General features: G+C 51.1%; 16 protein-coding genes. 13 read left to right on the top strand and 3 right to left on the bottom strand.

The annotated features are described in order from the left end of the window. Positions 1-615: 615 nt before the first annotated feature. The 5 genes from NW747_RS09215 to NW747_RS09195 all read left to right on the top strand — a co-directional run bounded on the left by NW747_RS09215 (position 616) and on the right by NW747_RS09195 (position 5,128). Entirely contained in the window at positions 616-2,007 is a 1,392-nt protein-coding gene (locus tag NW747_RS09215; RefSeq protein ID WP_273187055.1) for a hypothetical protein, read from the top strand. Beyond that, positions 1,995-3,053 carry a hypothetical protein gene (locus NW747_RS09210; protein WP_273187052.1) on the top strand — a complete coding sequence of 353 codons (1,059 nt, stop codon included), beginning with the start codon at positions 1,995-1,997 and terminating at the stop codon, positions 3,051-3,053. The genes NW747_RS09215 and NW747_RS09210 overlap by 13 nt, the downstream gene beginning before the upstream one ends. After that, a complete protein-coding gene (locus NW747_RS09205; protein ID WP_273187049.1) occupies positions 3,046-3,858 on the top strand; it encodes a hypothetical protein in 813 nt (270 codons plus the stop codon). Before NW747_RS09210 ends, NW747_RS09205 begins: the two co-directional genes overlap by 8 nt. 9 nt (positions 3,859-3,867) lie before the next feature. Then, entirely contained in the window at positions 3,868-4,437 is a 570-nt protein-coding gene (locus tag NW747_RS09200) for an ATP-binding protein (RefSeq protein WP_273187047.1), read from the top strand. A gap of 67 nt (positions 4,438-4,504) precedes the next feature. After that, the gene (locus NW747_RS09195; RefSeq protein ID WP_273187045.1) at positions 4,505-5,128 is read left to right on the top strand and encodes a response regulator transcription factor; all 624 of its coding nucleotides are present in this window, start codon (positions 4,505-4,507) and stop codon (positions 5,126-5,128) included. 795 nt (positions 5,129-5,923) lie between these two features. Here NW747_RS09195 and NW747_RS09190 read toward each other — a convergent pair. Then, positions 5,924-7,054 (bottom strand): hypothetical protein, encoded by a 1,131-nt coding sequence (locus NW747_RS09190; RefSeq protein ID WP_273187042.1) that lies wholly within the window; start codon positions 7,052-7,054, stop codon positions 5,924-5,926. 69 nt (positions 7,055-7,123) lie between these two features. On the opposite strand from NW747_RS09190, the gene NW747_RS09185 reads away from it, so the two are divergent. The 8 genes from NW747_RS09185 to NW747_RS09150 all read left to right on the top strand — a co-directional run bounded on the left by NW747_RS09185 (position 7,124) and on the right by NW747_RS09150 (position 19,663). Then, positions 7,124-7,336, top strand: a complete 213-nt coding sequence (locus NW747_RS09185) for a hypothetical protein (protein WP_273187040.1) — start codon at positions 7,124-7,126, stop codon at positions 7,334-7,336. 22 nt (positions 7,337-7,358) lie between these two features. Beyond that, positions 7,359-11,120 (top strand): ESPR-type extended signal peptide-containing protein, encoded by a 3,762-nt coding sequence (locus tag NW747_RS09180; RefSeq protein ID WP_273187038.1) that lies wholly within the window; start codon positions 7,359-7,361, stop codon positions 11,118-11,120. Between the two features lie 1,114 nt (positions 11,121-12,234). Continuing rightward, entirely contained in the window at positions 12,235-13,959 is a 1,725-nt protein-coding gene (locus NW747_RS09175; protein WP_273187036.1) for a proline--tRNA ligase, read from the top strand. 32 nt (positions 13,960-13,991) lie between these two features. After that, on the top strand, positions 13,992-14,279 hold the full coding sequence (locus NW747_RS09170) for a chorismate mutase (protein WP_273187034.1): 288 nt from the start codon (positions 13,992-13,994) through the stop codon (positions 14,277-14,279). After that, complete coding sequence (recD2, locus tag NW747_RS09165) at positions 14,276-16,408, top strand: SF1B family DNA helicase RecD2 (protein WP_273187032.1); 2,133 nt, start codon at positions 14,276-14,278, stop codon at positions 16,406-16,408. The genes NW747_RS09170 and recD2 overlap by 4 nt, the downstream gene beginning before the upstream one ends. Further along, positions 16,405-17,055, top strand: coding sequence for a ComF family protein (locus tag NW747_RS09160; protein ID WP_273187030.1), 651 nt, complete (start codon positions 16,405-16,407; stop codon positions 17,053-17,055). The genes recD2 and NW747_RS09160 overlap by 4 nt, the downstream gene beginning before the upstream one ends. Before the next feature lie 19 nt (positions 17,056-17,074). After that, complete coding sequence (locus NW747_RS09155) at positions 17,075-18,265, top strand: hypothetical protein (RefSeq protein ID WP_273187029.1); 1,191 nt, start codon at positions 17,075-17,077, stop codon at positions 18,263-18,265. 15 nt (positions 18,266-18,280) lie between these two features. Next, entirely contained in the window at positions 18,281-19,663 is a 1,383-nt protein-coding gene (locus NW747_RS09150) for a glycosyl hydrolase family 18 protein (RefSeq protein ID WP_273187027.1), read from the top strand. A 26-nt stretch (positions 19,664-19,689) separates the two neighbouring features. Here NW747_RS09150 and NW747_RS09145 read toward each other — a convergent pair whose 3' ends face one another. Then, a complete protein-coding gene (locus tag NW747_RS09145; protein WP_273097150.1) occupies positions 19,690-20,313 on the bottom strand; it encodes an HD-GYP domain-containing protein in 624 nt (207 codons plus the stop codon). A 137-nt stretch (positions 20,314-20,450) separates the two neighbouring features. Next, positions 20,451-20,705, bottom strand: a complete 255-nt coding sequence (locus NW747_RS09140; protein WP_273187026.1) for a GNAT family N-acetyltransferase — start codon at positions 20,703-20,705, stop codon at positions 20,451-20,453. Positions 20,706-21,706 lie beyond the last annotated feature (1,001 nt).

Here is a 21,706-nt window from a genome sequence, read left to right as displayed (position 1 = left end):
AATCCCCCTTTGGTGGCTGGCGCCACCACCTTTCCCCCGCAAGCGGGGGCACTATAAAGCTCCGTGAGACTATTTTTCCATAAGTGGCTCTACTTTAAGCACGGGTTGTTCTGCCCCCTGAACAGGGGGAAGTCCGGCGCAGCCCGGATAGGGGGTGGCGAGCGCAGCGAGCCAATCCGCAAAATGCTTATCATAGCATATGACACAGAAAAGTAAATCCCGTAACGTTCTTGCGTCCCCTTTAGGGGAAGAGGGCCACGAAGTGGCGAAGGGATGTACGAGGGTAAGAATGATTATGATACTCGATGTGGACCTGACCGCCGAAAGGCGGCATTATAATACTCATCGCCCGATAGGGCGATACCACAACCCTCGGGCCCAAAGGGCCCGTCAAACTTTAGAACCCTCCGACCCGAAAGGACCGGTCAATCTTAAGAACCCTTCTCTCTGAACCTTCTGAACCCTTTGAACCCGGGCGCCGAAGGCGCCTGAACCCTCGCGCCCGAAAGGGCGCGTTTTTCCCCCTGTACTAAAGTACAGTTTTTTTCTTCTTTTTTTCTGCTATACTTAAAATATCAGAGAGTGTTTTACTTGCCTTACACAGGGAGGGAGACCATGAGGAAGGAATGGATTTTTGGGAGAATGGCCTTTTGCATAGCCCTGCTTTTATTTTTTCTTTCCCCTCTGGCTATGGCCAGGGATATTGTGTATGACGGCAGGCTGGGGGACGGATATGGGAGAGTGCTGTCCATGGAGGAGGGGCTTTCTTCTTTCCATGTGAGGAAGAACAGCAGCTATGTGCTGGAAATCATGAATCAGGACGATGTGGCGGCGGTGGAGACCTACGATTTCCAGGCCCGATCTCTTATGACAAACCGGATCATGCCTCTGTACTGGTATCCCCACTATACGGTGACCATGGTGCTGGCAGTTGCAGACGGGATTCCCTATGAGGTGAAGGACTGGAAAGATCTGACGGTGTATCCGCTGACCGTAGGGATTCCGGTGGATACGGTGACCAGGGATCTTTCCATGATGAGCTTTTCCTATGGCCTTTCCGGTGAAATGGATCTGTCTGCCGGAGTCGAGGCTTTGAAAAAGATACATCAGGAGGGACGTCTTCGACTGGATGCCCGCTATGCGCCTGGCTATTACCTGCAGACCAGCCGCCGTGAGGAAGCGGATGTGTATATTGTTCCCGATGTGGAGGCGAGGCGCTGGGTTTGGGAAGGCAGGCCTTTTCATCTGGTATATCCAAAGAGGGGAACCCTGTCTTTCAAGAAAGGACTTCTTTCCAGGGAGCCTCTTTCCCTCAATGAAAAGCAGATAGAGAGCCGTCTCTGGCAGGAGGGCTATTCACAGAGCTATCACGGAAGGACCATCCGCTACGAGGAAACGGCCGGTTTCCTTAAGGAAATGGATGATGCAGGCTATTATTTGAAATTTAAGATCCTGGCGCCCTATTCTCTGTATGCACTGGTCTCCATTCCCAATCATATACTCTATTTTTCCATGCTTTTCCTGACGATTATCTGGGGCAGGCGTCTTCGAAGGCGTATGAAGGGAACGGAAGGGGAGTGGATCATCCTTTTCATGGTGATTCTCTGCTTCTTCTGGCTTTTTTTCCGAAGTATCATTGCCGCTCTTCCTGTGGAAATGATCACCCTACGCCGGTATAACTGGTATTCCTACTATGTATATATGGCTCTTCTGACCACTCTCATTCTTTGTCTGGCCGTAACCGGCTCCAGAGGCCGGGGGCAAGGCAGATGGCCCTTGTGGCTGAAGGGGACGGCGCTCCTGAATGTGTCGCTGGCCCTTGTGATTATGACCAATGATTTTCACGGCGCCGCCTTTTCATTTCCCGAAGGCCTTCCAAGCGCCCCGGATATCCATATATACCGGTGGGGATACTATGCCCTCTCGGCGGCTTATGCAGGAGAGCTGCTGGTCCTGGTGTTCTACCTTATCCGCAGGGCAGTGAAAAAAACCATGTGGGAAATATAAAAATCTTTCTGCCGGTGGCAGAGCTTATTCTCTACCTTCTTTATGCGGCCGCCTATGCCCTGGGCATGAAAGTGGCTGTGGCTACCGACTTTACACTGATTACCGTTTTCTCCTTCTTCCTGTGGATAGAATGGATGATTGACTCCCATATGATAGAAGGAAACGGCAGCTATGAAGATTTCTTCAACTATTCTTCCCTGGCCCTTGCCATCAAAGACAGCAGGGGGAGGACCCTGTATCACTCTGTAGGACCAAGAGTGAGGAAAGAGGACTGTGAAGTGAAGATTCTTCCGGTGCAGGGCGGGACAGCCCTTTGGTATCGAAATGTGAAGGAAATCAGGGAAAAAAGGCGGCAGATGGGCCTTGTGAATCAGGCCCTTCGCCGCACAGCGGACATGCTGGAAAAGGAAGGTACCCTCAGGCGTTCCTATATCCGTTTGGCTGCGGAATGGAAGATTTATAGAGAATTGGAAACCATTGTGAAGAGAAAAAGCCGTCTCATCCTTCGTCATGCCTCTTTCCTGCAGCATGCCCGGCCGGGAAACGAGGCGGACGAAGCGGTATTCCGGCTGAATGTGCTGGCCTGCTATGTAAAAAGGCGGTGCATCCTTTTCCTCAAAGGAGCGGAAGGTGGAAAGGTGGACTGCCGGGATTTCCAAATGGCAGCGGAAGAACTGTTTCGCTACCTCTCTCCCCGGGGCATCCGTGCCGTCCTTCATTCCGAAGGGGCGGCGGGCATCCTTCCTGCCTCTTCTGTCCTTACCTTCTATGATTTTCTGGAAGAATACATGGAAGGTGCAGTCCTGGCCGGGGCGGTTCATATTTCCTGCCACCTGGATATCCATCCCCATGGCAGCCGTCTCTCCCTGATGGCAGGAGAATCTTACTGGGTGGAATCTTTCATGAAGGATATGGAAAGGGACAGTCGGTTCACGAAAGATGGTATATCCATAGGCACCAGGGACCTTGGATACAGCCTCTGCGCGGAAATCTGCATCACATATCCTGAAGAGAAAAACGGGAGAAAGGAGAAGGACCATGGCTAATCTGTACATACTGCCGGACTCCTGGCTCATCGCCCTGACCCTCTGGACATTCCTCTCTCTGGCAGCGGAGTCCTTCCTTGTTTATTACCAGAGTCCCCTTCCTTCTTTTCAAAATACCAGGCAGAGACTGGTGGAAGGGGCGCAGCTCCTGGTGCTTCTCCTGATTTTTGACCTTCTCCATGACGGCATGGACGGTCACAGCACCGGCGTTACCATGATGACATACCATGAAGCGCTGAGGACGGTGCTGGTAGTCCTTACCTCAGCCCTTTTTCTATACGGCGGAAAAGAGGACAAAAGAAATTATATTCTCTCCGCCGCCTCCTTTCTCATCCTTCCTCTTCTGGACAGCATTCTTCCCCTAAACCTGATGCTCATGCTCCTCATATGCAATGTAAGGGAGGCTGTCCTCATTTCCCAATCCTACCGCCAGTACCATGAAGGCCTCACCAGCCTTGCCATAGAAGAAGCCATCAATAAAATGCCCGAAGGCATCTTCCTTACCCGGGAAGGAGGAGAGCCGGTGCTCATCAATAACGCTATGAAGCAGTACATGGCGGACATCCTTGGGAAAAACGTGGCCAACGGCCGCCTTTTCTGGGAGGAAATAGGGAAAAGAGGGGAAATCTTTGAAGAAAAAGATGAAATCATCTGCCGCCTTGAAGATGGCAGAATCATCCGATTCACCAGAGAACCCTTCACCACACCCACCGGCTTCGGATGGCAGATCACCGCCGCTGATATTACGGAACTGGAACAGATGAACCGGCAGCTCTATGAAAAGAACGAAGCCCTGCGGAAATAGAACGAAAAAATGAAAGATCTGCTAGACATACTGGTGCCTCTGGAAAGCAGAGAAGCCCTCCGCACCATCCGTTTCAAAATCCACGACATGATGGGCCAGCGCATCAGCTGCCTCCAGCAGATCCTGAACAACAGGGACTATAAAAACTACGGTTCCATAGGCCGCATGCTCTCCCGCCTCCTGGAGGACATGGAAAAAGAAATCAAAGTAAAACCGGACCTCATCCTCACAGAACTCCTTGGCACCTATGAAAGCCTGGGCATCCGATTTCATATCAAAGGAAAACTTCCTGAAGGTGCAAAGGGCAGCCTTTTCGTGGAAATCCTCCGGGAAGCGGCGGTAAACGCCATTATCCACGGCAAAGCAGATGAAATCACGGTAACCTTCGAAGAAGAAAATCACTATGCCATGACCGTCACCGACAACGGCACGGGCAGCAGCGGCCCTTTGAAAGAAGGCGGAGGACTTTCCTCCATCAGAACCAGGGTAGAAAAAGAAAAGGGCACCATGGCATACATCACCGGATGCCCCTTTATCCTCAAAGTCACCATTCCTGTAAAGGACAGCCTTTCCTCATAAACGGTAGAAAATTTTAAAATTGACGCCTGCCTTTTCTATGATATGATAAAGAAAAGGGGGGTGTCCTATGATACGGGTAATGATTGTAGATGACCAGAGGATCCTGTTGGAAGGCCTGCTCCATCTATTTGAAAAAACGGGAAAAATCGAAGTCGTGAAAATCCTGCAGCTCTCCGAAGTGGCAGAAGTGGCCGTCCAGGTTCTGCAGCCCGACATCATCCTCATGGATATCTGCATGGAAGGCCGTACCAGCGGCATTGAAGTCACCAGACGCATCAAAAAAGCACTTCCCCGGCAGAAAATCATCATCATGACCGGCTTCGCCGACGTGCACTTCGTAGAATTGGCCCGCGAGGCAGGCGCAGACAGCTTCATCTACAAAGAAAGCAGCGCCGCCGACTTCGTGGACACCATGGAACGCACCCTCAAAGGAGAGCACCTCTTCCCCGACGTGAAAGAACGAACCACCTTCGGCCTCCATCACGCCCGCCTTACCAAAAGAGAACTGGACATCCTCCGCCTGGTCTGCAGAAACAAATCCTACCAGGAAATCGCCGACACCCTCCACATCTCCCGAAGCACCGTGAGCTTCCACGTAAGCAACATGCTAGCCAAGACAGGCCATAAAAACCTGGTAGGCCTGGCCGTAGAAGCCGCAGAAAAAGGCTACGCCGCCAATACAGACAAATAAAAAATCCGCCGAAAGGCGGTTTTTTTATTGGGGACACTGAAAGTAAATCCCGTAACGTTCTTGCGTCCCCTTTAGGGGAAGAGGGCCACGAAGTGGCGAAGGGGTAGACGAGGGGAAGAATGATTATGATACTCGATGTGGACGTGACCGCCGAAAGGCGGCATTATAATACTTATCGCCCGATAGGGCGATACCACAACCCTCGGGGCCAAAGGCCCCGTCAAACTTAAGAACCCTCCGGCCCGAAAGGGCCGGTCAATCTTAAGAACCTTTTCCCGGGGGGGCCGCCGATTGGCGGTCAGGAAAATGATAGAGTGTCATATCCCTGCTCAAACCCGTACACCCTTTCCCGCTTCGCGGGACTTCCCCTCAAGGGGAAACGAGAAAATAGGTGGCACTGGATATTGTGTCACATATGACACTGAAAGCCAATCCCGTAACGCTCCTTGCGTCCCCTTTAGGGGAAGAGGGCCACGAAGTGGCGAAGGGATGTACGAGGGTAAGAATGATTATGATACTCGATGTGGACGTGACCGCCGAAAGGCGGCATTATAATACTCATCGCCCGTAAGGGCGATACCGCAACCCTCAGCGCCGCAGGCGCTGTCGCCCCCTGAGCGGAAGCGAACACAACCCTTAGACACAACCCGCGGCGCCAGCCGCGCCCCTTTTTTATAAAAATTGCGGCGAAGCCGCCACCACAACCCTCGGCCCGAAGGGCCGTCAAACTTAAGAACCTTTAGAACCCTCGGGACGAAGTCCCGTCAACCCTCACGCCGCAGGCGTGTCCACAGATCAAAAATAAGCCGTCACGCTGGTACCCAGCACATACTCATGGAAGTCCCCGGTCACAGGGCCGCTGCTTCTATTTTTCAGGGAGAATCCTTCCAGCGCCCATACCAGTCCTTTCACCGGTACGAAATCAAGGCGGGCGCCCCAGCCGGAAAAGCCCATGCGGCGGAAGAAGGTGGTGTCGGCGTCCATGGTGGGAGCGAGAAGGGCAGAGGAGGGGAGGTGGTAGTAACGGACCCAGACTTCATAGCTTCCCGCCCGTTTCGGGTCCGCTTCCCCGTACATCGCCGCTGCCACATAGCCCGGTTTCGTTTCGCTGAAATGGTCCTTTTCATGATAGCCGTGGGAGAGAACGTAGTCCACACTGAAGGTCCAGTCCTCATTGGGAGAGTAGGCACCCTTTACTACGCCCACCTGCTGGCGGTCAAAGCGTTCTCCCGATTTCCCGGAAAGCGAAAGGACCGGTATGGATTCCTTATGGCCGTGGATGGCTCTGAAATCGGCATAGGCGCTGTGAATAAGCCATTTGCCCAGAGTTCTCTTATTTTCCAGCACCAGCACCTTCCTCGCTTTGGAACGGTCCTCCGCTGTACGGCCGTAGAAGAAGACCGACCGCCCCGGTCCCTCATCATCATGGCCATAGCGGATGCGGAAACCGTCCATTTTCTTGTCCAGCAGATCCCCATCCATAAGGTAATAGTTCAGCCGCCCTGCCTCTATCTTGAGGCTCTCATTTTCGTACTGCAGGTAAGCCCGGGAAAGGAAAAGGTGGTGACTGCTCCCCGGCCCCTGATCTATGCGGTTGTCCTCCAGCGCCGTTTTCAAAAGCAGATGGGGCGTCAGGCGGAGCACAGGAAACAGGCGGAAACGCCGCGTTTCCATGGTCACCTTCTCATCCTGCCTCTTCCAGGCCCTGCCCTTAAGTGACAGGGCCTTTCCGCGAAAACGGCCATTTCCGTAGAGCCAGCGGTAATCGCCATGGATTTCAAACCATGGAACCTTTTCTTCCTGTTTCTCCAAAGCAGCTCCCGCTTTTTCCAGATTTCCCATATCCTCAGGAACCGGGCTTTCCCCATGGCAGAAAGACCAGGGAAGGCATGCCAGAAGCATGGACAGAACCATTCTTTTCCACATAGGACACCTCTCTTTATGAAATCTTCATACCCCTGAATGTATCATATCATGAAATAAGACGCACTCCTAATGGAAAACCTGTACTTTAGTATAGGTTTTTTTCATTTTTATTTTGCTATAATCAGGCCGGAAAAGGGAAAAGGGCCTTGGCCAAAGGCCGGAAAGCCCGCCATCCCGGAAAAGACAGCTCCGCCATATTCGTCGGAAACAGTAAAGAAAGGAGGAAAAAGAAGCATAGGAGAATCGGCGCCGGCAGGAGTAATGAAAAGAGAAAGAAGGTAAGAAGTATAAAGGAGGGACCCCTATGAATCGGGTATACAAAGTCATCTGGTCTAAAGCAAAACATTGTTATGTGGTCACGTCTGAAATTGCAAGGAGCGTCACCAAGAGCGCCTCTTCCGCCCGCTCGGCAGGCAGGAAAGGAGCTGCCGTCCTGGCAATGGCAGCTCTCTTATTCACAGCTGGCGGCGTTTTGGGTGAAGCGGTCAATGTTGTTACGGATGTCTCTGGCTCCAGCGCGGCCCAAAATTTGATTATAGTGACTAAGGATGATGGGAACTCAACGAATTTTTCTATCAACAACGTAGAAAAAGCCCAAGAAGCAGACCATGCCAAAGAAGCAGACTATGCCACTGCAGCCACCAAAGCCTACGGTGATGGTGATGGACTTGTAATTAAGAACACCTATGCGAAGAAAGCAGACGTTGAAAAAGATTTATCCGCCCTGGATGAGAAGATCAATGCTAATACTGTGGCAGTTGCAGGGGTTGTAGAGGCAGGCGAAAAAGTAGGCGAAAAATTACTTGACTTGGATAAGCAGGTCAAAGTCAATGCCGATGCAGTGGCAGCTGAAGCAACTGATCGTAAAGAGGCCGACAAAGGAAGCCTCAGAGTAAATCCCGACGGTGTTATCTCCAAGCTCAGCAACGACGATGGCAGTAACCCGGATTCTGTGAATAAGCTGGTACTGAATAAAGATGACCCAAACCAGATTACCCTCAGCAGAGATGGCATCAAAGTGGGCCTGAATAGTGGAGTCATGGACAAAGACGGGTTCTATGCCGGTGGCGATGATTATGAACATGCTGGCGCAGCTCTGAAATGGGACGGCTCCATCAAAGGGGCGGCTGGAGACTTTACCGTTGATACAAAGGGCAAAGTCACAGCAGCATCCGGCAAAATCGGCACGGTGGAAATCACTTCCGCAGGCGCAGTCTCCGGTGTGACGGACCTGACCGTCAACGGAACCTTTGATTCCAAGACTCTTTCCAGCACGGTGGATGCAAAAGATGACTACACTACCATTAATGGCGGCAATGTGACATCCGAAGTCAATGACAAGGTTGGCACTGTGGACTACAGTGCAGAATCCATTTTCAATAAAGACGGCAGCTCTATCACCGTCAGAACCGATGAAGGGATCGTAGACTCCACAGGAAAATCCATCGTAGGGGCGAAAGAAATCAGCCAGTACCTGGGCGATAACGCAAAACCAGAAGGCTCCCAGAAGAACGTCACTAGAAAAATGATCCGCAATAATGACGGCACCTTCTCCATGGAAGACAAAGCAGTGGACGGAACGAACAAGTACTCCACCGTCAGCCAGAATGCAGGAGAAAGAAAGGTTACTGTAATTGATGGAAATAACAAAGCCTCCACCAACCTGAGCAATAACGGATTCAATACCTTCGCTAGTGACGGAACAAACAAGACCTACACCAAGCAGACTGCTACGGATATCAAGAATACCGCTGAAAAAGGAATGATTTCCCATACGGCTAAGAACCTGGTGAACACGGCTTCCGAAAACATGACCAACACCGTTGGCAAAGACCTGACCACCACTGTCGGCGGCGACAGCAGCCTGACGGCAGAAAACATCACCAACGAAGCGAAGAACAAGATCACCAATAAAGCTCTGGATGTAGAAACCGATGCGGCAAGCTCCATTGTAAGCAAGGTATCCAACGATTACGGTTCCAATACCTCCACCCAGCTGTCCCATCAGACAATGGAAGAAATGAAGGCTGAGGGCAAGACCGCTTCCTACCTCCGCGGAGCAGCAGAAGAAAAATCCCAGCTCACCGATGGCGCTAAGAAGACCACCATTGATACCGTAGCTGGCCAGACCAATACCAACATTACTGAAGGGAAAAATGTTTCCAACAGCCTGCAGAAAGCAGATCAGATCGCTTCCTCCGTAACCGACGGCACCAATACCACCGTGGTGAACCAGAATGCCGGAAGCCTTGCTTCTTCCATCACCGACGGAACAAAGGCAAACAATACCAGCAGCACGGTAGACAAATCGGAACAGCTCATCAAGGTAGATAATACCCACTTCTATGCCGAAACCAAGACTGCAGGTAGTGCTGTAGAGGCGCTGAAATCTGATGGTAATACGATTATCAGTGCAAAAGATGCTGTTACTGGCACTGTAAGCAGTGCGGTTACCGATGGTGCAACCATTACCGGCATCAGCCAGAATGCAAAGGACATCAGCCTCAGCGCAGCTGGCGGCACCATTACCAATGACGCTAATGATGTGCTCAACAAGGGCGCAAACAGCGTCATCAACAAAGTGGGCGATAACCAGGTGGCTGTAACGACCAAAAGCGTCGAGGCAGCTTATGGTCTTGATACCTACACCACCTGGGATGATAAAGGCATTACCAGCAATACAAGCGGTAATATGAGCAACAGCGCGACAAACATCACCAATAAGGCAGATGAAAAACTGTCCAACTCTGCGGCAGATATTGAAAACAAAGCGTCGAGCAGCATCTGGAATCATGTAGGAAAAGGATATAACACTTCCTGGAAGATGACGGATGGAAAGATTTCGGAATCCATTGTCAATGGAACTGCAAGCAACAAGGAAAATACCACTGCCGAGGGTACAAAACGGATTATTACCAGTGAAGAAGGTACCGGAACCTATAACCAGACTGCTACCAGCAACAATATTTCCTTGAAGAATAAGGCAGGAGACACTTCCTTTACTAAATCTGAATCTCTGAAAGGCGAAAAAACCAGTGTTACGAACCCGAATGGCTCCAGCACCATTAATCAGTCTGCTGAGAGCATTGTGAATTTCGTGAAAAACAGTGAAGGTCATACCACAAAGACAGAACAGTCTGCTACGGACATTACCAATACTGCGAAAGACGGCACCATTTACAACAAGTCGAAGGATATTCTGAACGAAGCTTCCGGCGATATTATCAACTGGGCAGATGGTGAAATCGGAAACGTTGCCACCAAGATTACCAATATCACCGGAAAGAACACGGTCATCAGTGACAACGATGGCACCACCTTTGAAAATGAAGACGCAAAGACCCCGTTTGTAAAAGGCGGTGAAGTCAACACTAAGATTACCGGAAACAAGGTGGAAACCGGAAAAGTACTTACCGATGACCTTACAGTGAGAGGAACCTCTGAATTTGTCGGTAGAGCAGATTTCAGAAATGAAGTTTACGTGGATGAAAATCTTACCGTAGCAAAAGAAACAAGAACCGATACCCTTTACGTAGATCATGACGGCTATGTAGGCGGCAATCTCTACGTGGAAGGCAATATCGAAACCCATGATGCCGTACTTTCTGCAGACAGCCGTCAGGTTGTCACCGGCAGGCAGCTCTATCAGACCAATGAAAGAGTGGACAGGCTGGATAACCGCATCAAGAAAGTAGGCGCCAATGCAGCAGCCCTGGCAGCCCTCCGCCCCGGCGACTTCAACCCTGATGACAAGTTCAGCATCGCCGCAGGCTTCGGCTCCTACCGTAACGCCAATGCCGCAGCCCTTGGCCTCTTCTACCGGCCCAATGAAAACGTACTCCTCTCCCTGGGCACCTCCTTCGGTGACGGAGAAAATATGGTGAACGCAGGAGTGAGCGTGAAATTTGGCAGAGGCAAATCCATGGCGGAAAGAAGAAAAGAAATGGCTGACGAAGTCTCCTCCATGAGAGATGAAATGAGAAGCCAGGATGAAAGAATTGCAGAACTGGAAGAAATGCTGAAAAAACAGAGCGAACTCATCGAAAAACTCAGCAAAGAATCCTGAGAGAGTCTATCATAACAGCTGCCATTCCCTCCGGTAACTGATTAAGATAGCAGAAAGACCCGGCCCCCGGCCGGGTCTTTTTGTCTGACACGCTCCTGGGAGCATGAGGATTCAGGCGCCATTTGGACAAGCCCCTATGGGGCTTGAGGGTTCAGGCGCCTCTCGGCGCCCGGGTTCTATCGTTCGTGTGCTGCGCACCGAACGATGGGTTCGGCCCACAGAGCGGGCTGGTTCAGAGGGGAGTTTTATATGCCGCTGCCTGGGGCAGCGAAAACCGTACAACCGCCCTGACGGGCGAGGAAATGCACCCCTTTTGGTGGCTGGCGCCACCACCTTCCCCCCGGCGGGGGGACTTTATTCTTCGCTATGCGTTAGCTTTATTCTGCCCCCGCTTGCGGGGGAAGTCCGCCGCAGCCGGATAGGGGTTGTATCTGCCGAAGGCAGATAATTCAGCAGAATGCTTATCATGTCATATGATACTGAAAGCCAATCCCGTAACGCTGACTTCATAAGCATTGCCCAAAGGGCAATCCGCAACCCTCGGCCCGAAGGGCCGTCAAACTTAAGAACCCTTGGGCCCGAAAGGGCCCATCCATCTTAAGAACCTTTTCCGGGGGGGCCGCCGATTGGCGGTCAGGAAAATGATAGAGTGTCATATTGCTGCTCAGCCCCGTACACCCTTTTGCCACTACGTGGCATTTCCCCTCAAGGGGAAACGAGGGACATGGAGAGAAAAACAGGCGAGTCATATACTTCATGTACCATTCCGGTGTTTCCCCCTTTGGTGGCTGTCGCCACCACCTTGCCCGGTGGGAAGCATGTCATATGACACAGAAAGAAAATCCCGTAACGCTGACTTTATAAGCATTGCCCGAAGGGCAATCCGCAACCCTCGGCCTGAAAGGCCGTCAAACTTAAGAACCCTCCGGCCGTCAGGCCGGTCAATCCTAAGAACCTTTCCCTCTGAACCTTTTTCCTGCCCCCTGAGCGCCAGCGAACACAACTTTTCTCCCATAGCCTTTCCAAAGCGTGGTATAATAAAAAAGCATATAACGAAAAATTTTCGGTATGAAAATCGTTCCGGCGTGCCGGGACAGTTACAGGGGGAGATATTTTGTTAGCATCCAGATTATACAGTCCTACTTTACGTGAATTACCGGCTGATGCCGTGGTGGTAAGCCATCAGTACATGCTGAAGGCCGGTATGATGAGGAAGATTGGAAACGGGATTTATTCCTTCCTTCCTTTGGCATGGCGTTCTATTCAGAAGGTGGAGAAGATTATCCGCGAGGAAATCAATAAGACCGGCGCCCAGGAAATCATGATGCCTATTGTGCAGCCGGCGGAGCTGTGGCAGAAGACAGGCCGCTGGGATGTGTTCGGACCGGAGATGTTCAAGCTGAAGGACCGGAATGACCGGGAATACTGCCTGGGCCCCACTCATGAGGAGCTGGTGACTTCCCTGATTCAGATGGACACCACTTCTTACAAGCAGCTTCCCGTTTCTGTGTACCAGATCCAGAATAAGTACAGAGATGAAAAGCGTCCCCGCTTCGGTCTTATGAGAAGCCGCGAATTCATTATGAAGGATGGCTACACTTTTGATGCCGATGAGGAAGGGCTGGATAAGCAGTACAAGCTCATGTATGATGCCTATACCCGTATTTTCACCCGCTGCGGCCTGACTTTCCGTCCGGTGATTGCAGATTCCGGGGCCATCGGCGGCAGCGGTTCCCATGAATTCGAAGTGCTGGCTGATTCTGGAGAGGCGGATATTGTATACTGCGAAAACTGTGATTTTGCAGCCAATATCGAAGCTGTGGATCCCCTCACTGTGAAGTGTGATATCCATAATGACAAGGAAAAGGAACTGGTGGAAACACCAGGGCAGCATACCATTGAAATGGTGTGCGATTTCCTCCATGCCCCGGTTGCTCAGTCCGTGAAGGCTGTGGTGTACAATGTGGACGGTCTGGTGGTACTGGCCATGGTTCGCGGCGATCACGAAGTGAATGAAACGAAGATCCAGCATATTTACAATGCCATCAATGTGGACATGGCTTCCGATGAGGATTTGAAGAAGGTGGGCCTCACCGCCGGCTATATCAGCCCCATCGGCCTGAAGCGGACGAAGGACTTTGATATCCTGGTGGATCCTACGGTGATGGAAATGCAGGGTGCCTGCTGCGGCGCTAACGAAAAGGATAAGCATTACATCCATGTAAACCCGGCTCGCGATTTCACTGATGTCCGTGTGGATACGATCCGCCAGATCCAGGAAGGGGATGTATGCCCTCACTGCGGAGGCAAGATCGTCCGCTGCCGGGGTATCGAAGTAGGCCAGGTGTTCAAGCTGGGTACCAAGTACAGTGAAGCCCTCCATGCTACGTTCCTGGACAACCAGGGAAAATCCCATCCTTTCGTCATGGGCTGCTACGGCATCGGCGTCACGAGGACCGTGGCTGCTTCTATCGAACAGAACCATGATGATGACGGCATTATCTGGCCTGTGGCCATTGCACCCTATGAAGCAGTCATCGTTCCGGCCAACAACAAGTCCGAAGAAGTGATGGCAGCAGCCAGAAAGCTCTATGAGGACATGGAAGACAGCAGGGATGAAGTGGTGCTGGATGACCGGAACGAAAGGGCAGGCATCAAGTTTAAGGATGCAGACCTCATCGGCTATCCGGTACGGGTGACCATCGGTAAGAAATGGCAGCAGTCCGGCTGCGTGGAAATCAAAATCCGCCGGTCCGGCGAAGTGGTGGAAGTGCCTCTGGAAGAAGCAAAGGACAAGGTTCTGGAAATTCTGAAGACCCTTCACGCTAATAATCAGTAAATCCCATTTCTTCCTGAGGGGAGTGGACTGTTATGGAAGATAAAGAATTAGCGGATTTAAGAAATTCCGTCAGGACCATAGACAAGGAGCTGGCCGCCCTTTTTGAAAAGCGGCTGGCCCTTTCAAGAAGTATTGCCCAGTGCAAAATCAAGGCGGAAATTCTTGTGTTTGATGGCAAAAGGGAAGAAAAGAACATCGAGGAGGTCTCCCGGCTCATAGAAGATATGTCTGCCCGGCCTGATTTCGTCCGCTGGTACCAGATGCTCATGGATATCAGTAAAAAAGTGCAGAATCGTTTCATCAGGGGAGAAGAAAAATGACAGAAGAGCTGCGGGGCACCGTAAGGAAAATCATATTTTCCAGCGATGACGGCAGATTCTGCGTATTCCTCCTGGAAGATAAAGAGAGCAGGAAAATCATGACTGCCGCATACCGGGGCCCGGCCCCCTATGTGGGTCAGCCGGTGCTGCTTCGGGGATGTTGGGAACGGCATCCCCGTTTTGGCATGCAGTTCAAGTGCAGCAGTCTGGAAAATGTGAAGCCTGAGGAATCGGAGGAAATCAAGCAGTTTCTGGCCTCCGGGCTTATAGAAGGCATCGGTCCGTCCATGGCAGGAAAAATTGTGGATCGTTTCGGCAGAAAAACCATGGAGGTCTTTGAAAAACATATTGATGATTTAAGAAAGGTGCCGGGCATCGGGAAAAAGACGCTGGAGAAGATAAAGAATTCCTATGAGCAGATCCGGGAAGAACAGTCTCTTATCATGTTTCTGCAGTCCCTGGGGATTTCCGAACGGTTTGCTTCGGATATCCACAAGAAATACGGTGATGAAACGGAAGAGGTACTGACCCATGACCCTTATCGCATGGTGCGGGACATACCGGGACTTGGGTTTCAGGAAGTAGACCGGATAGCCCTTGCCAGGGGCATAGCTCCCGATGATTCGGACCGTGTGGTGCATGGTATAGAGTATATGATTTCCCGGGCCCTCATGCAGGGCCATGCCTGTGCACCGGAAACTTCTGTTTTCAGGAATGCCTCCCTCACCCTGGAGGTGACGGAAGATATCGTGGCGGCTGCAGGGAAAGAGGCCATTGATAGCGAATACATTCCTTCGGTGCTTTGGGAAGAAAAGCGATACCTTTACCTTCCTTCCCTTTACGAGGCGGAAACTGAATCGGCCCGCCGCATCCGGACTATGATGGACGCAAGTTCCCTGGGATCCTCGAAACTGGCTGTTGAAAAATTTGAAAGGGAAAACCATCTGACTCTGGCGGAAAAGCAGAAGGAAGCAGTGCAGAAGGCACTGGAATCGGGGGTACTGGTTATCACCGGCGGCCCTGGTACAGGAAAAACCACCCTGGTGCAGGCTATTATTGCTGCTGCCCGTCAGTTTGAACTGAAGGTGCGCCTCATGGCGCCTACCGGCCGGGCAGCCAAAAGGCTTTCCCTTTCCAGCGGCGTGGAGGCGGATACCATCCACAAAGCCCTGGAAGCAGAGCTTCATGACAGCGGCAGAACTTTTTTCAACAGGAATGAGTCTGATCCCCTGAAGGAGGATCTGATTATCGTAGATGAAGCGTCCATGATGGATATTTCCCTGTTCTACCATCTCCTCTGCGCCTTGAAGGAAGGGGCAAGGCTTATCCTGGTGGGGGATATAGACCAGCTGCCGCCGGTGGGGCCGGGTTCGCCGCTGAAGGATCTTATCGAATGGGGAGAAGTTCCGGTGGTACGGCTGGAGCATATTTTCCGTCAGAAAGAAGGAAGCGGCATTATCGACAATGCGGCCCGCATCCGGGAAGGGGAACTCTGCTATCCCGATGAGAAGGGTGAATTTTCCATTTACTATGCCTCTTCAGAAATGGATGCGTTCGGCGCGGTGATGAACCTCTGCCGTCAGCTGGATTACGGAAGTGAAAAGAAGAAAATGTCTATGCAGGTCCTTTCACCCATGTACCGGGGCACCTGCGGCGTGGACCATCTGAACCATGCCATCCAGGAGCTGGTCCATGGTCATCCGCTGGAGGGCGGATCTCATTTCCTCCCCGGCGATAAGGTCATGCAGAAACGGAACGACTATGAAAAAGGAGTGTACAACGGGGATCTGGGTATTGTGTGGGCCGTGGATAAAAATAAGATTTTCGTTCGTTTTGATGGCAGAGAAGTGGTTTATGAAGGAGAAGACAGAAACAGCATCCAGCTGGCCTATGCCGCCACGGTACACAAAAGCCAGGGCAGTGAATATGACACAGTGATTCTGGTGCTTCTTCCCACCCAGAGTATCATGCTGAAACGTAACCTGATCTATACCGGCGTCACCAGGGCGCGGAAGAGGACCATCCTTATTTCCACGGAAGACGCCATTGCCCGGGCGGTGAGCCGACAGGATACCGCCAGCCGCTACAGCCTCTTCCTGCCTCTTCTGAAAGGGGAGGCAAAGGAATGAAACTTTTTCACGACCTGGCAGACATTTTTTATCCCACCACCTGTCCCGGCTGCGGGAAGGTGGTGGAAAGGGACATAGGCTGGTGCGAGGATTGTTTGAAAAGGGTATGGAACCCCAGACTTTTAAACTCCTCCCACACCGACCATCTCCATGGCTGCTACACTCTCTGCAACTACGAGGGAGCGGTGCGGAGAATCATTATCCAGCTGAAATACGGGGGACGGATAGACAGAAAAAAGGCCTTCCTGCCCCTTCTTTCCCGATTTCCCTACTGGGACAGGCTTGCCTTTTGCAGCCTGGTCATTCCGGTGCCCCTGTCTCAAAAGAAATGGGACAGCCGGGGATATAACCAGGTGGATATGATGTTTGAAGAGTGGATGGAAAAGGCAGGAAAGAAATACCTGCCAAGGGGCCTTGTACGCTTCCGCGCCGCCGAAACCCAGTCTCTCCTCTCCCGAAGTGAAAGATATGACAACATTAAAGGCATATTTCATATCAATAGAAATGTTGACGTCAGGGGGAAATATATCCTTCTGGTAGACGATGTCTACACGACCGGTGCCACCATGGAATCCGCCGCCCATGAGCTGAAAAGGGCAGGGGCCGCTTCAGTGACCGGCCTTACCATAGCCAGCGGAGCCATGTAAAGAAAGAAAGGACTAACCTATGCAAATAAAAAACAGCACAGCCTTGAAGGAAAGAGTTCTGGATCTTTGGAAGACCTATCTCCTTTCCGTGTCGGCCCAGGACATGCTTCTTGGCGAGGTGTCGGATCATCTCTATGTAGGAGACGTGGATTTCAGAAGCCTTGCTGCCAGGGGGGAGAAAGCGCCCGTTTCTTCCTATGTGGATATCGGATTTTCCGACGATATTGGCGAAATGGCTTATGAGCTGGCCCAGGGGGGAGAAGAGATGAGACCCTATTCGGAGCTTTCCCTTTTCATGAAGGAAGAGGAAATAGGGGATGCCCTCTATGATTATCTTTCCTCCCATATTACCATGCACAAAGCTTCTGATATTCTGGATAATCCCTACTATCGGCAGGTGAAGGTCAGGGGAAAGACCAGGGAGGGCCATATTACCCTGACTGTGAATGATTACCTGCCGGGAGAGCTGATCCAGACCTGGCACGAGGGATTCCAAAAGGAGGATCCCTTTGCCTACGGTAAAGCCGCCTTCTTTGACAGCCGGGTCGTATTTCCGGTGCTTCTGGAAAACGGCGGCGTCTGGATGAGCGTGGTTTTAAGTGAAATCGAATCCATGAAGGAGCCTTTGGAAAAGGCGAAGGGAAAGGTCATCACCTATGGCCTTGGTCTTGGCTACTATACCTTCATGGCTTCTGAAAAGGAAGATGTGGAATCGGTGACGGTGGTGGAGCTCAATCCGCACATGACTGCCCTCTTTAAGAAAGAACTGCTGCCTCAGTTTCCTCATAAGGAAAAGGTGCACATCGTAGAAGGAAACGCTTTGACCTATATCATGGCCCAGGAAGACGGTGCCTTCGACTATGGGTTTAGCGACTTCTGGGGCGGCCTGTCTGACGGCCTTCCTTTGTATCTTTCCTTTGCCAAAGGCTGTGCCCGCTTCCGTCACACTGCCCATGACTACTGGATAGAAAATACCTTCATTGATTATTATTTCCGTCCGGCTGTCATGATTTTTCTTATGGAGAAAGTGCTGGGCCGGAAAGAAAGGCCACTGGATCAGGGAAAGAAGGCTTCCGGAATTCTGAGGAAATTCATTTCTTTTCTGGAAAAGGAACCTTTCACGCTTGAAAAGGAAGAAGATATATACCATATGTTGGATACGAAGACCCTGGTCAGGGTTGTCCGAAAATTTGCAGCATCCTGCTTATAATGAAAGGGGAAAACATTGCTTAGAAAATTAACAGCAGCCGTCCTCCTGGCCCTGATCTTTCCGGCGGCAGTCATGGCCGATGGCCCGGTGCCTGTCAAAATGAAGGGCAGCGATTTCAAAAATTTCAACGCCTATGAAGTGGATGGCACCTTGTATACGGCACCTGTGGTTCTTACCAAAGGGGGAAAGTGGAAGCTTTCCTGGGAGAAGGATAAACTTTATGTAGAACTCACTCCGGCGGCCATGAAAAAAGAAGAAAAGGTGGAAATTCCCTATAAGGAACTGGAGGGAAACAGGTATGTGGATTTTTCCTTCTTCAGCAGGGAAGCAGGCCTTTCCTATACCTATAAGCCGGAGAAAAAGGAACTGACCATCAAAAAGGTGAAGGACAAGAAGGTAAAAGAAATGAAAAAGGAGGCCCCTGAAAGGCCTCTGGTTCTCTGGGACATCAACTACTCCTTCCGCAGCGAAAATTCCGATTTTTCATCCCTTTCCGGAACCCCGATCCTTTCGCCCACCATGGGAAGCTATAAGGACGTGGAAGAAAATAGATACAGCTGGAACTTTGACTACCTCAAAAGGGCCCGGCAGGCAGATATGAAGGTGATGCCCCTCATTCACAATGATTTCGACGTCAAAACCACTTCCCTTTTCATGCATAACCGGCAGAAACAGGAAGAATTCATTTCCCGCATGGCTGCCCTCTCTGAAGTATACGGCCTTTACGGGTATAATGTGGATTTTGAAAATATGGACCCTAAAGACAAGGACCTTTTCACAGAATTCATGAAAAATCTGGCTCTTCCCCTCCATGAATCAGGAAAGAAGCTCACTGTGGACATTACGGTTTATAACGCCGGCTCTCCTACCTGGAGTCTCTGCTATGACCGGGAGAAACTCTCTGAATTCTGCGACTATGAAATCATTATGGGCTACGATGAAACCCCCAGAACCAGTCCCTACGCCGGTTCTGTTTCCTCCTACGGCTGGCTGGATAAAAACATACAAAAACTGATCACCATGGTTCCCCCGGAAAAACTGGTCCTGGGCCTTCCTTTGTATACAAGAATCTACGAAGGAAATCCGGGATACATGAAATCCAGGGTTCTTGCCATGAAGGACCAGGAGGCTCTCATAAACCGGCACGGCCTCAAACCTGTCTGGCAGCCCGATGCCAGACAGTACACCCTCACCTGGAGACAGGGGGGAATTCTTCACCGGACCTACCTGGAAGAAGAACATTCCCTCAGAGCCAAGGCAGCATTGGAAAAAGAATATCACCTTGCCGGTCTTGCTTTCTGGAGATACGGCTTTGAGAAGAAGGGGATATTTGAGGAAATAGGGAAAGAAGCAAAAGAAGCTGAGAAATACACGCTCCCGGGGCGTGTCAGACAATAAAAAAGCGCCTGCTTTGGCAGGCGTTTTTATGTGGGAATCGTATTGCTGTGGAAGAGCACTTTCAGGAAGGCCGATACCACTTCGGGGTCAAAGAGGATGCCGGAGCCGGTCATGATATCCCGGGATATTTCATTCATGTCCTTTGTTTTGAAGTCCGGGGAAGAGTATACCATATCGTCGTAGTAGCTGGTTACGGAGATGATTCTGGCTCCCAGGGGGATATTTACATTCTTCAAATGCTTCGGATATCCCGTGCCGTCCCATCGTTCGTGGTGGCAGCGGATATAAGGGAGAAGGTCCTGACAGCCCGGCACCGATTCCAGCATGTTGGCCCCAAGCTCCGGATGCTTTTTATAGAGGGAAAGTTCTCTTCTGGAAAGATAGGGGACCTTGGTCAGAATGTGATTGGGAATGGTCAAAAGTCCGATATCGTGAAGGAGACCGGCATAGCGGATCAGGGTGATTTCATTGGCCGGAAGTCTCATGTAGACGGCAGTAGCGCCGGCATAGTTGGCGACCCTTACGGAGTGGTCATAGAGTTCTTTTGATTTTAAACGAAGGAGTTCAATAAAATGGGTGGTTATCATATCGAGTGTATTCTGCGTTTCCCTGAAAGTACCGGGGCTTTGGAAAAGTGATGAGCTGTACATAGTTTTTTCCGTTCCAGGGAAGCATGGATTCCGGATTTGATTTGGTTTTTATGAAATCAATTTGCAAGAATCGGTGCTTCCTTATCTGTCATTAAAAAAGCAGCCTTTGGAAGGCTGCTTAAGAATGTCTAAAGAGCCTAAGTCGTGATTTTATTTCGTTTCATCCATGCTGTCATGTAGGAGCAGTCTGATTTGACAGGGTGGTGGTTTTCAGAAGCCCAGCGGTAGAAAGCTTCGGCCAGGCTTGCCGCAATACCTCTTCCGCCCAGTGCTTCGGGCACAATCGTATGGATAACGGTTACGGTTCCGTTATCTTCTGTATATTCCAGATAGGCCCGGCCTTCCGGGTAATTGATTTCAAACATATGAGCTTTAGTATCGTGAGTTATCATGGTCCACCTCTTATTATTACAATGATATTTTACATAAACTGGACTCAAAGGTCAAAGGAATGTTTATTTGGGAGTGGGGCTATCGGCTGTCGGCTATCGGCTGTCGGCTGTCGGCTATCGGCCTTGGTGGGCGCCCCTAAAAAAAATAAAGGGCGCCATTATGATAAAACCATACAACCGCCCTTGCGGGCGAGGGAAAAGCATACAACCGCGCCTAACGGTCAGTCGATTAAAAGGAAGGCCCTTTTATGGGCAGGATATGGGCCAACTTCGACTGACTTGCACATTCTCTGCAGAATGTGCACAGCGCGTGAGAAAAGCGTTCCCCCTTGCCCGCTCCGCGGGACTTTCCCCGCACAGCGGGGTGGCAAGCGAACTTGGTTCGTAGGGGAGTGATAGCGACCTGAGAACCAAGTGAGACTCTTTCCCGTGGAGAAAGGTGGTGCCGTAAGGCACCAAAGGGGGAAATGCCATCGGAGGTGGCAAATTCAGCAGAATGCTTGGCGGGACTCAAGCAGCACATAGCAAGCTCCGCCGCTAACCCTTGTTTCCCCTTGAGGGGAAGGCCCGCGCAGCGGGAAAGGGTGTACGAAAGTAAGAATGAATATGATACTCGATGTGGACGTGACCGCCGAAAGGCGGCATTATAATACTCATCGCCCAAAGGGCGATACCACAACCCTCGGGGCCAAAGGCCCCGTCAAACTTACGAACCCTCCGGCCCATAGGGCCGGTCAATCTTAAGAACCCTCCCTCATAACGCTGACTTTATACTTATTGCCGCGCCAGCGGCAATCCACCACCCTCAGCGGCGAAGCCGCTGCCATCCCCTGAGCGAAGCGATGCACAGCGAACACATTTTGCACTAGCGAACTGGATTTGTAGGGGAGCATCAGCGACCTGAAAATCCAGTGAGTCAGTGACAGCAGTGGATGAAGGAGCAAAGCGACGCGCAAAATGTAGTGAGTCGTTTCCCCTCTGGGGACATAACCCTTCTACAC

The sequence above is a fragment of the Dialister succinatiphilus genome, assembly GCF_928721695.1.
Taxonomy (GTDB): Bacteria; Bacillota; Negativicutes; order Veillonellales; family Dialisteraceae; genus Dialister; species Dialister succinatiphilus.
This window is presented reverse-complemented; position numbering and strand designations above follow the sequence as displayed.